The sequence below is a fragment of the Vibrio sp. SCSIO 43009 genome, assembly GCF_023716525.1.
Taxonomy (GTDB): domain Bacteria; phylum Pseudomonadota; class Gammaproteobacteria; order Enterobacterales; family Vibrionaceae; genus Vibrio; species Vibrio alginolyticus.
In genome coordinates this window covers 2344491-2357236 of record NZ_CP071842.1, presented here as the reverse complement: position 1 = coordinate 2357236, position 12746 = coordinate 2344491, and the positions used below count along the sequence as shown (strand labels likewise).

Annotated in this window: 9 protein-coding genes; all 9 read left to right on the top strand. The window is 42.1% G+C overall.

Annotated elements, in window-relative coordinates; all coding sequences use genetic code 11:
• The first annotated feature begins 18 nt into the window (after positions 1-18).
• The 9 genes from hsdR to J4N43_RS10835 all read left to right on the top strand — a co-directional run bounded on the left by hsdR (position 19) and on the right by J4N43_RS10835 (position 12746).
• Complete coding sequence (gene hsdR / locus J4N43_RS10875) at positions 19-2466, top strand: EcoAI/FtnUII family type I restriction enzme subunit R (protein ID WP_169644454.1); 2448 nt, start codon at positions 19-21, stop codon at positions 2464-2466.
• Positions 2467-2589: 123 nt separating this feature from the next.
• Positions 2590-4068, top strand: a complete 1479-nt coding sequence (locus J4N43_RS10870) for an N-6 DNA methylase (RefSeq protein ID WP_169644455.1) — start codon at positions 2590-2592, stop codon at positions 4066-4068.
• On the top strand, positions 4068-5861 hold the full coding sequence (locus J4N43_RS10865) for a restriction endonuclease subunit S (protein WP_169644457.1): 1794 nt from the start codon (positions 4068-4070) through the stop codon (positions 5859-5861). The genes J4N43_RS10870 and J4N43_RS10865 overlap by 1 nt, the downstream gene beginning before the upstream one ends.
• Positions 5862-5879: 18 nt before the next feature.
• Entirely contained in the window at positions 5880-7157 is a 1278-nt protein-coding gene (locus tag J4N43_RS10860; RefSeq protein WP_169644458.1) for a DUF3696 domain-containing protein, read from the top strand.
• On the top strand, positions 7154-7696 hold the full coding sequence (locus tag J4N43_RS10855) for a hypothetical protein (protein ID WP_169644459.1): 543 nt from the start codon (positions 7154-7156) through the stop codon (positions 7694-7696). Before J4N43_RS10860 ends, J4N43_RS10855 begins: the two co-directional genes overlap by 4 nt.
• A complete protein-coding gene (locus J4N43_RS10850; protein ID WP_252044901.1) occupies positions 7657-8373 on the top strand; it encodes an RNA ligase family protein in 717 nt (238 codons plus the stop codon). The genes J4N43_RS10855 and J4N43_RS10850 overlap by 40 nt, the downstream gene beginning before the upstream one ends.
• Positions 8374-8396: 23 nt before the next feature.
• Positions 8397-9353, top strand: a complete 957-nt coding sequence (locus J4N43_RS10845) for a toll/interleukin-1 receptor domain-containing protein (protein WP_169644460.1) — start codon at positions 8397-8399, stop codon at positions 9351-9353.
• A 91-nt stretch (positions 9354-9444) separates the two neighbouring features.
• Positions 9445-10656, top strand: coding sequence for a TniQ family protein (locus tag J4N43_RS10840; RefSeq protein WP_169644461.1), 1212 nt, complete (start codon positions 9445-9447; stop codon positions 10654-10656).
• Positions 10657-10658: 2 nt separating this feature from the next.
• Positions 10659-12746: a type I-F CRISPR-associated protein Csy2 gene (locus J4N43_RS10835; RefSeq protein ID WP_169644462.1), complete on the top strand. Its 2088-nt coding sequence runs from the start codon at positions 10659-10661 to the stop codon at positions 12744-12746.

Genomic DNA, 12746 nt, shown 5'->3' with positions numbered 1-12746 from the left:
GTATGGAATCAAAGTCGTATGGTCGAAAAGTTCTCCAAGTCTAAGCTTTCTGAAACAGACATCATCACCAAGTTCATCTTACCTGCCATTAAAGGTTCTGGTTGGGATGATATGACCCAAATTCGCCAAGAAGTGAAATTGCGAGACGGTAAGGTGATTGTTCGTGGCCAAGCTGCTGCCCGTCAGAAAGTAAAATCAGCCGATATCGTTCTTTATCATAAACCTAGTATGCCGCTCGCAGTGATTGAGGCAAAAGCCAATAAACACGAAGTTGGTAAAGGCATGCAACAAGGTATGGTCTACGCAGGGTTGTTAGAGGTGCCATTCGTTTTTGCTTCGAATGGTGATGGCTTCATCTTCAGAGATTTAACTAATCCCGCTCAATTAGAATCTGAAATTCGTCTAGAGGATTTCCCGTCACCTGAAGAGCTTTGGCATAAATACTGTGTTTGGAAAGGTTATAAAGAAGAGCACTTACCAATTATTACACAAGACTATTACGATGATGGTAGTGGTAAGTCACCTCGTTATTACCAACTTCAAGCGATTAACAAAACGGTTGAAGCGGTAGCATCAGGTCAAGACCGAATCTTGTTAGTCATGGCGACAGGTACGGGTAAAACCTACACGGCATTCCAGATAATTTGGCGCCTCTGGAAAGCAAAGGCTAAGAAACGGATTCTGTTCTTAGCTGACCGAAATATTCTTGTCGATCAAACCAAAACGAATGATTTTCAGCCTTTTGGTACGGCAATGACCAAGATTACAGGCCGTAAAGTCGATCCTGCTTTTGAAGTTCATCTAGCCCTTTATCAAGCACTTACTGGGTCAGAAGAAGAACAGAAAGCCTACAAGCAAGTAGACCCTAACTTCTTTGACTTAATCATTATTGATGAGTGCCACCGTGGTAGTGCTTCAGAAGACAGCGCTTGGCGTGAAATTCTTGAATACTTTAGCAGCGCGACTCAAGTCGGTTTAACGGCTACACCAAAAGAGACAGATGAAGTTTCTAACATCGAGTACTTTGGCGATCCGGTTTATACCTATTCTCTTAAAGAAGGTATTGAGGATGGATTCTTAGCTCCATATAAGGTCGTTCGTGTCGATATTGATGTGGATGTTCAAGGTTGGCGACCCACCAAAGGGCAAACCGATAAAAATGGCGAAGTAATTGAGGACCGAATCTACAACCAAAAAGATTTTGATCGCACTATGGTCATTGATGAGCGAACCGAACTTGTCGCACAAACCATTACCAATTATCTAACACGCACTGACCCAATGGCCAAAACCATCGTATTCTGTAACGATATCGATCATGCAGAGCGTATGCGTCGTGCGTTAGTAAACCTGAATCCTGAACAGGTTAAGAAGAACGATAAATACGTAATGAAGATTACGGGTGATGATGAGTTCGGTAAAGCTCAGCTAGATAACTTCATTAACCCCAAAAAGAAGTACCCTGTGATAGCGACTACATCGGAGCTAATGACGACGGGTGTTGATGCAAAAACCTGTAAGCTAGTGGTGCTTGATCAAGGTATTCAATCAATGACCAAGTTTAAGCAGATCATTGGTCGCGGTACTCGTATTGATGATCGCTATGGCAAGCTTTGGTTCACTATCTTAGATTTTAAAAAAGCGACCGAATTGTTCGCTGACGAACGTTTCGACGGAACACCAGAACGTGTGAAGGTCACGACTCCTGAGCAGTTTGAAGATCAAGACGACTTAGATGACATCATCGACGGCGTTGATGATATCGATGTTGACAACCCATTCGGTGATGAAGACATTGACCCCGATTCAATTCAAGAACCAGAGACCACCTATGGTGATGGTTTTGGTAACTCCCCTGAAAGTACAGGCGGTGCAGACGATTGGGATGATGAGAATCGAGTTCGAAAATTCCATGTGAATGGCGTTCCAGTAAAAGCCCTTGCTGAACGTGTTCAATATTATGATTCAGACGGTAAGCTTGTAACCGAGTCATTTAAAGACTACACCCGTAAAACTATGGTGAAGCAGTTCTCTTCATTAGATGACTTCACCAAACGTTGGAACGAATCTGACCGCAAGCAAGCCATTATCGATGAGCTAGCAGAAGCCGGTATTCTATGGGAAGCGCTAGAAGACGAAGTGGGCAAAGACATGGACCCATTTGATATGATTTGTCACGTTGTATATGACCAACCGCCATTGACTCGAAAAGAGCGAGCGGAGAACGTGAAAAAGCGTAACTACTTCACTAAGTACGGTGAAACCGCGCAACAAGTGTTAGATAGACTTTTAGATAAATACGCTGACAGCGGTGTTAGCGAGGTTGAAAATATTACAGTGTTGAAAGTAGCACCCTTCAACGAATTAGGCAGCATGAGTGAAATCGTTAAAAAAGGTTTTGGTGGAAAACCTAAGTACCTTGCTGCTGTGAAAGAGCTAGAAGACGCAATCTACAAATCTGCTTAGCAACTAACCAAACAATAATAAAGGTCGCGAAATGCTGGCCTTTATTGCTTTTTACGGCACTAATCAGGTCCTTATACCTGATATAATACCGCCTAATTTTAGAATACGAAAAGTAAGAAAAATATGTCTATCAGTTCAGTAATTAAATCTATTCAAGACATCATGCGTAAAGATGCGGGTGTCGACGGTGATGCACAGCGCCTTGGTCAAATGTCTTGGTTACTCTTCCTTAAAGTATTTGACGCTCAAGAAGAAGAGTTAGAGCTCGAACTGGACGACTACAAATCACCAATCCCAGAACAATATCTGTGGCGTAATTGGGCTCAAGATGCCGAAGGCATTACCGGTGAAGCGCTGCTTGAGTTCGTAAACGACGACTTGTTCTACAAACTGAAAAACCTAACGGCACCGGTTGACCTCAACCCGCGTGGCTTTGTTGTTAAAGAAGCATTTAGCGATGCGTTTAACTACATGAAAAACGGTACGCTACTGCGCCAAGTGATCAACAAGCTTAACGAAATTGACTTTACTGACTCTTCAGAGCGCCACCTATTTGGTGATATCTACGAGCAGATCTTAAAAGACCTACAAAGTGCAGGTAACGCGGGTGAGTTCTATACCCCTCGTGCTGTGACTCGTTTTATCGTTGACCGCCTAGATCCAAAGCTTGGTGAATCTATCATGGATCCTGCAACGGGTACGGGCGGTTTCCTTGCTTGTTCATTCGACCACGTTAAAAACAATTACGTGAAAACGGCATCTGATCACCAAACGCTGCAAAAGCAAATCCACGGTGTAGAGAAGAAACAGCTTCCGCACCTACTTTGTATCACTAATATGATGCTGCACGGCATTGAAGTACCCGTACAAATCAAACACGGCAATACGCTAAACAAGCCGCTTTCAAGTTGGGACAGCAACATTAATGTGATTGCGACTAACCCTCCGTTTGGTGGTACAGAAGAAGACGGCATTGAAAAGAACTTCCCAGCCGAAATGCAGACGCGTGAAACTGCCGATCTGTTCTTACAACTTATTATTGAAGTGCTTGATGAAAACAACGGTCGAGCAGGCGTAGTACTGCCAGATGGCACATTGTTTGGTGAAGGCGTTAAAACCAAAATCAAAAAGATGCTAACCGAAGAGTGTAACCTGCACACCATCGTGCGTTTACCTAATGGCGTATTTAACCCATACACAGGCATCAAAACCAACATTCTGTTCTTCACTAAAGGCAAGCCGACAAAAGAGGTGTGGTTCTACGAACATCCATACCCAGAAGGCGTTAAGAACTACAGCAAAACCAAGCCAATGAAGTTTGAAGAGTTCAAGCAAGAGCAAGACTGGTGGGGCAGCGAAGAAGACGGGTTTGCTTCTCGTGTTGAGAACAAGCACGCCTGGAAAGTCTCTATTGAAGAGATTATTGAGCGCAACTTCAACCTAGATATTAAGAACCCATATCAAGGTGAAGTGGTAAGTCACGATCCAAACGAGTTGTTAGATAGCTACCAAAAGCAGCAGCAAGAGATCTCACAGCTTCGTAATCAACTTAAAGGTATTCTAGGTGAAGCCCTGAATTCGTCTGCGGGTGGTGCTGAATAATGAGTGTAGAACAGACCTCCATGAATCAGTTGATCACTGACAATATCGACATTTGGACTTCAACCGTTAAAACCAAGTCATCCTCTGGTCGTGGCAGCAGCAAAAAGCGTGAGCTTTATGGTGTGAAGAAGCTACGTGAGCTGATCTTAGAGTTGGCAGTACGAGGTAAGCTGGTGCCCCAAGATTCAACGGATGAACCTGCTTCTGTGTTGCTTGAGCGAATTGCGACTGAAAAAGCACAGTTGGTGAAAGATAAAAAGATAAAAAAACCGAAAAAATTACCAGAGATATCAGACGAAGAAAAAAGTTTCATACTACCAGTTGGCTGGGAATGGGCTCATTTACAAGATTTGACGACATATATTCAGCGAGGGAAAGGCCCCAAGTATGCTGAGACAGGAAGTGTACAAGTAGTATCCCAAAAGTGTGTGCAAAACTCAGGATTTGATTTATCTCCTGCTCGTTATGTGACTGATGAAAGTCTTGAAAAATATCAGGATGAAAGATATTTGCAGGACAATGATATTCTTTGGAATTCAACAGGCACAGGCACTGTTGGTCGTGCAAATGTGATCACTAATATTCCTGAAAAGAGTATCGTTGCTGATTCACACGTTACTGTAATTCGACCAAACAATTGTTATAGCCGATTTTTATGGTGTTTTATTATGGCACCAGGTATTCAAGCAAGAATACAGCCAGATCATGAGAACGCCCTAGTTTCTGGCTCTACGAAGCAAGTCGAATTAAACACAAGCTCAGTTTTATCTGTAGCTGTGCCTGTAGCTCCAGTTGAAGAGCAACACCGCATTGTCGCCAAAGTCGATGAACTCATGACAGTCTGCGACCAATTAGAGCAACAAACCGAAGCCAGCATTGAAGCCCATCAGGTATTGGTAACAACGCTGTTAGACACACTTACCAACTCTGATGATGCCGACGAGCTAATGCAAAACTGGGGTCGAATCAGCGAGCACTTCGATACATTGTTCACCACCGAAGAGAGCATTGATCAGCTAAAACAAACCATTTTGCAACTGGCGGTGATGGGTAAGCTATCAAAGCCTTTAGATTCTGATACACCTGTTTCAAATCATTTGGATAGTATCCTAGAGCAACAAAAGTTAACTGCTTCAGCCAAGGAGTTTAAGCTTATAGAAGCTGAACTCGAAAGCGCCAAAGCTGAAGTTGGTGCTAACAGGGTGATGTTAAAAGCCCGATGTTTTTGTGACTTCATTACAAAGGGAACAACACCAAGTAAAACAGAGTTACTAGAAATCGGAGATGTACCTTTCTTAAAAGTTTATAACATTGTAGATAATCAATTGGACTTTGATTACAGACCAATTTTTATTTCTCAAGGTGTACATGAAGGAAAACTAAAGCGATCTATGGCAAGCCCAGGGGATGTGATAATGAACATTGTTGGACCGCCTCTAGGTAAAGTGACGATTCTTACTGATCAATATACACAATGGAATATGAATCAGGCATTAGCTGTTTTTAAACCAGTAGACGTCGTTTTCAACCGTTACCTTTATTACGTATTATCTTGTGACTTGACTCTAAACTCAGTTTTAAAAGAAGTGAAAGGGACTGCTGGGCAAGACAATCTGTCTTTAGAACAATGCCGTGATTTGCTTATTCCAGTGATTGGTATTGAAGAGCAAAAAAGGTTAGTTGAGTTAGTCGACATACTACTAGAGCAATGTAAGTTTCTAAAAACTCGCTTAAAAGAGTCTCAAACAACACAACTACACCTTACTGATGCTATTGTTGAACAGGCTGTTTAGAGCCCGAAGGATATTTTTATGTTTAAGAGAATCAAACTTACCAATTTTAAAGCGTGGCGTGAGTCAGGAGATGTCAACCTTGCCCCAGTGACTCTTTTACTTGGTGAAAACTCAACAGGGAAATCTAGCCTCTTACAAAGCCTGTTATTAATGAAACAGACGGCAACATCCCCAGATAGAACGATTCATTTAAATCTGGGGGGAGACGAGGCAAATGACTATGTGGACATGGGATCATTTGACGATCTATTAACGAAAGATCCTGAAAACAGAAAAATTTCTATTGAAATGGATGTTGATGGTAAGCAGGGTAGTAGCTTTCTTAAAGTTGACTATAAGCAGGATTCGAAGCAAAGCCCAGTAATCGATCAACTCCAACTTAGTAAGGATAGTGAGAATTGGTTTAGAGCTCAACGTTCTGACAAAGGTGCTTTTAATATTTATTTGCCAAATGAGACTCGAACTAGCCTGAAAAGTAGAGAGTATTCGCCTGAGCGTGGTGTGTCATTTTCTAAAGATGCAATTTACGATTTAGGGCCAAGTGGAAGTGACGTAGAAGATATCAGTCTGTCGGTATTAAGAGATCTTGAAGCCGTCTCTTATTTAGGTCCTCTCAGAAGCAAGCCTAGAAGAACGTATATATGGAATAGAACTCGCCCAGGAATCATCGGAGTCGATGGTAGCGAGGCCGTTTTTGCATTGTTAGCTAGTAATAATACATCAGGCAAAAAGAGCGATGGCCTAGTTGAAGCGGTATCAAAGTGGCTCAAAAAAATGCGCATCGCCGATAAGCTTGAGGTCAAACATATTGGTGCAGGTAACTACAACATACTTGTTCATCGAGATGGTGTAGCGGCAAATCTAATTGATGTTGGTACAGGTGTGTCGCAAGTGCTTCCTGTGCTTGTATTAGCATATTTCGCACCAGAAAAGTCAACGATTATCTTAGAAGAACCTGAAATCCATTTGCATCCTCTGGCTCAGTCATTACTTGCTGAGTTATTCTTGGAAGTTAGCTTAGAACGTGATGTTCAATTTATCGTTGAGACACATTCCGAGCACTTATTCAGACGTATGCAAACTTTGGTTGCAACCCAAAAGGCGCAGCCAGAACAGTGTGCACTGTATTTTGTTGAACGAAAAAATTCAGATGCGGTGTTGAAAATATTGAGTATGGATAAATATGGGCGACTTGAAGAATGGCCGAAAAACTTTTTCGGTGATGCTACTGGTGAATTGAGAAAGCAAGCTCAAGAAACGATGCAACGAATGAAAGCAGAGCGAGCGAAACAATGAGCAGACATGTAGTTGATACTAACGTACTTATTGTAGCCAGTGGAGAGCACCCTGAATCCCCCTTTCGCTCAGAAAAGCATCCAGTTGAAGACCCCCTTGAAGCAGAAAAAGTATTTGAGTGGTTAGCATCATTTGAGGCTGGAGCAGATCGGATGGTTATTGATACTGATTGGGAGATTCCCAACGAATATTCAAATAAACTGACGGAGCAAGACTATGGGCAGCGTGTGTTTTTTGACAAAATATCGAGAAATGAAGTTGACTTCGTAGATATCGAGTGGGATAGCAACCCCGCTCACACTGCCAAAGTTGCCGTTTTAAACGAGCCTTTAAAAACAGTTGTTCATGACCTCGCGGATACAAAAATGGTCGCTGCTTGTATTAAAGCAAATGAAGAACAACCAGAATGTACGATTGTTAATGCTTGTGATACCGATTGGTATGATTGGGAAACCGAATTAGTGGCTGCAGGCGTCAATGTTCATCAGCTTATTGATGATTGGAACAAAAAGAGCTGGGGAAAAAAGAAAGCAAAATGATACCTGAATTTTTCCGATTTCCTCATACTCCCCATATCGCTTGGTTAGGTGGTCGAGAACCTAGGGGTGATAAACTACTGTCACCATTAGAAGTGGAATCTTTTTTATCTTCAGAGCTAGTTGTTGAGGAGAAAGTTGATGGGGCTAATGTGGGCCTCTCAGTTGATCAGCATGGGGAATTAAGAGCACAAAATCGAGGGGCTTGGATAGATAAAGGTGTAGGTGGTCAGTTTAAGCATTTGTGGAAATGGATAAAACAATATGAGTATCAACTTAAACTAGCTCTTGATAAGGATCTAATACTTTTTGGTGAATGGTGTTATGCCGAGCACTCAATTGGTTATGAAAAGCTACCAAATTGGTTTATTGGTTTTGATCTCTATAGTCGATCAGCAGGCAAATTTTATTCTGTTAAAAGAAGGAATGAGGTTCTAGTGAATGTGGGTATCCCCATTGTTTCACCGTTGAATCAAGGTAGATTTAGTCTCAAAGACTTGAAATTGATGTTAGACCAACCGTCATATTACGGTGCTAATAAAATTGAAGGTATTTATTTGAGGAAGGATAAAGGGAACTGGCTTGAGAAACGAGCCAAATTAGTCAGGGCTGATTTTACTCAAACTATTGATGAACACTGGTCTCGTAAGCCTCTAATTCCAAACAAAATTCAGTATTAATTTAAAGTAGAGAGGGAGAGGTAATGGCAAATTTATTTTTTTCGTACTGTCATGTTGATGAAGAGCTACGAAATGAATTAGAAGTCCACCTTGCTATGCTTAAAAGACAAGGACTGATTACTACGTGGCATGATCGCCGAATTGTGGTTGGTTCTGAAATTGATCAAGATATTAGTCAAAATTTAGAAGATTCAGATGTAATTCTTCTTTTGGTAAGTGCTCATTTCTTGGCTTCAAATTATTGCTATGAAAAAGAAATGGTTAGAGCACTAGAAAAGCATGAACTCGGGGAAGCGAAAGTGATCCCTGTCATTCTACATCCGTGTGATTGGCATCATGCACCCTTTGGAAAGCTGTTGGCAACACCTACAGATGGAAAGCCGGTAACCATGTTTGCGAATCAACAAGAAGCATTCACAATTATCGCAAAACAGATCAGAGTGGCAATTGAAGAACTTCCAAGTAGTCCCATCCCCAAAAGTGTTACTAGCTTCATTAGTCCTCAACCTCCTATCAAGTCAGAAAGCGTCGCTTTACCACGTTCGAGTAATATGCGACTAAAACAAGAGTTTAGTGATCATGATAGAGATTGCTTTTTGGAAACAAGTTTTGACTACATAGCTCGTTATTTTGAAGGCTCTTTAGAAGAACTAGGTAATCGGAACCAGCAGATACAAGTTCGTTTTAAGCAAATTACCTCGACACGTTTTTGTGCTTATATTTATGAAAACGGCAGTCAGAAGAGCGTGTGTAATATTTGGTATGGTAGTGGGCACTTTGAGCGCAATACTATTTGTTATTCAAGCTCTGAGAATGATAACAGTATGAATGATTGGCTAAGTGTTGAAAATGATGGTTTTTCATTGTACTTAAAAGCTAGCGGGATGAATTTTTATCGAACAAGTGACACGGAAGAACAACTTACGCAACAAGGTGCAGCAGAATACTTTTGGTCGTCTTTTATTCATTCTCTACAGTGATCTGCTTTCATACTTATTACAGTTAAAATTTGCATTAATGGGAATATCAGCGAAACTAAAACTTAGATATTCTAAGTTTTAGTGGTGGCATGTGAAAACGGACATTCAACTTTACCCTGACGAATCGCTCGAAAGCTTCTTGTTGCGCTTATCGCAAGAGCAAGGTTACGAGCGATTTTCTCATTTCGCCGAAGATATTTGGTTCGACACGATGGATCAGCATGAGGCGGTGGCTGGTGCTTTCCCCTTAGAGCTCAAGCGAGTCAATATCTACCACGCTCAAACCACAAGCCAAATGCGGGTTCGAGTGCTTATCCATCTTGAGAACCAATTAAAGCTCAACAACTTTGGTGTACTGCGTCTAGCATTATCACATTCAAAAGCTCAATTCTCTCCTCAATACAAAGCGGTACATAGATTCGGTTTTGATTACCCTCATGCTTTTCTTCGCAAACGCTTCACGCCAATTTGCCCTCTGTGTATTGACGAAGCCCCTTACATTCGCCAGCAGTGGCAATTTATCTCTCACCAAGCCTGTGAACACCATGGCTGTAGACTGGTTCATCATTGCCCCGAGTGTAAGTCGAGACTTGAATATCAAAGTCTCGAGAGTATTAGCCAATGTGAATGTGGTTTTGAACTGCGAAATTCGCCCGTAGAGGATGCCCCAGAGGCTGAGATATTGGTCGCTCGATGGTTGTCAGGAAATGATTCAAAACCCTTGGGATTGTTAACAGGAGAAATGATGTTATCTGAGCGCTATGGCTTTTTACTTTGGTATATAAATCGTTATGGTGATATCGATGATCTCAGTTTTGAGTCATTCGTTGAATACTGTAGCGCTTGGCCAACGGCGCTATGGCAAGACCTCGATACCTTGAAAGAGAAGGCAGAACTTGTTCGAGTAAAAGATTGGAAGAAGGTGTTTTTCAATGAAGCCTTTGGCGCTCTGCTTAAAGATTGTCGTCAGTTACCTAGTCGGCAGTTGAGTCACAATATCGTGCTTGCACAGGTGTTAGCTTACTTTACTCAGCTTATGGCAACAGTACCTTCAACCGCAAAAGGAAATATCGGTGATGTACTGCTCAGCCCCTTAGATGCTTCTACATTGCTCTCTTGTACAACAGATGAAGTATATCGGTTGTATGAGTTTGGTGAGATCAAAGCCGCTATTAGGCCGCGAATGCATACAAAGATAGCGAGTCATGAATCAGCGTTTACTCTGAGAAGTGTCATCGAAACAAAGCTGACTCGAATGAGCTCTGAAAGTGATGGTTTAAGTGTATATCTGCCTGAGTGGTAATTATGACGAAATTAAGTGACTTATTAGCAATTGAAGACGAAGCAGTAAAGCAGGTTACGCTAAAGAAGATGTTCATGCCTTATACAGAAGATGTCTGTGTTGAAGGGTGTGAAAAAGAGGCATTAACGATCTTGCTCAATCTCAGTTCAAGCCATCAAGCGGATAGATGCTCGGATTGGTTGGATTTAGCTCGTGCTAAAAGGCATTTAAAAGCGGCTGAGAACTTAGAAGCGTCCCTTGATGAAATTAAATGGTTCCACACTCATAATCTCAAGTTTCCAGACTGTCGAGTTAAAGATCAGCGGATAGTTGCACAGGCTCTTACGACAACCGAGGTATTCATTTCAAGCGGAGTATTAGAGCAGCGCTTGGGGTGGGCGCATAACTCTGCGGTATATCGTCACACATTGTGGTTATTGAATCCTTTTAGTTGGCAATCACAGCCCGTATGCATCCTTTCACTTATCAAGCAAGAAAGCTCCATTTGGATTGAGTTGCTCAAAGAATTCGGTCTAAGTGCTAAGTCACTTGCTCGCTTAAAACATACAATTGAAGAGCAGCTCCCTGATAATCATTTTCCCGATAACGTCAGTTCTTACAGTAAGCAGCTACGGTTTCCATGGGGGGATAATTATATTTCGTTGACCCCAGTGGTCAGCCATGCCATTCAGAGCGAGTTAGAAGTGAGATCGAGAAATCGAGAAAGTAAGCTTAGCTTTGTGTCTTCGTCACTGCCGAACTCGGCAAGTATCGGGAACTTGTGTGGCAGTTTAGGTGGGAATATGAAAGCCCTAAACTACCCGCTAGACGTCAAACCAGCGAGAGGTGGAACGTTACCTGAAAGTCGAAAAAAGAGTGGTCACTACTTTGATGACTATCAGGTAACTAATACCAAAGTTTGTCAGGTTTTAAATCATCTAATTGGTTCAGAGCCATCAAAAACACAGAAGCAAAGAGAGAGCGCTCGTAAGGTTAGAAGTAAGATATTGCGAAAGCAGATAGCGTTGTGGATGCTGCCATTAATTGAATTAAGAGATATCGTTGACGCTGACCCCAACCAGCAGCAATTGGAACATGATGACACTTTAGCTCAAGCCTTTTTGACCCAACCAGAATCGGATCTGGGCTCCTTAGCCAGTGAGTTTAACCGTCACTTGCATCTCACGTTTCAGAATAATAAGTATGCCGCCAAGTTTGCCTATCACCCTAAGCTTATGCAGCTCGTTAAAGCCCAAATTGTATGGATTCTCGAACAGCTCAGTAAACCTACTGGTAATGCAGATAAGGTAACGGGCGAGCAGTATATCTATTTGTCATCAATGAAAGTGCAAGATGCTGTCGCAATGAGCAGCCCTTATTTGTGTGGTGCTCCTTCTTTGACGGCTATTTGGGGCTTTATGCACCGTTATCAAAGGGAGTTCAATAAGCTAGTTAATTGTAATTCCCTGTTTGAATTTTCGAGTTTCTCTTTTTATGTTCGAAGCGAGAAGATTCAACCGACAGCGAAGCTTACCGAACCTAACTCGGTCGCTAAAGCGCGAACGGTTTCAAACGCGAAGCGACCAACTATTCGTAGTGAACGATTGGCGGACCTAGAAATAGACTTAGTTATCAGAGTCCACAGTGACAGCCGAATTTCAGATTTTAAGGCAGCGCTTAAAACGGCACTTCCCGTTGCTTTCGCTGGAGGGGCATTATACCAACCACAGTTATCGACACAGGTTGAGTGGCTGAAGACGTTTACCAGCAGGAGCGAGCTTTTCCATGTCATAAAAGGGTTACCAGCATACGGGCGATGGTTATACCCAAGTGAGAGCCAGCCGAGTAACTTTGATGAACTAGAGCGTTTAATAACGAAAGACGCCGATAATTTGCCAGTTTCTATTGGTTACCATTTGTTAGAATGTCCAACTAAACGGTGCAACTCAATCACCGATTGTCACGCCTATGCAGAGAATGCGATAGGGCTTGCTAAGAAAGTGAATCCGATAGAAGTACGTTTTAGTGGAAGAGATCACTTTTTCAACCATGCCTTTTGGTCGATAGAATGCAGTAGCGAAACTATTCTTATAAAAAACTATAGGGATTAA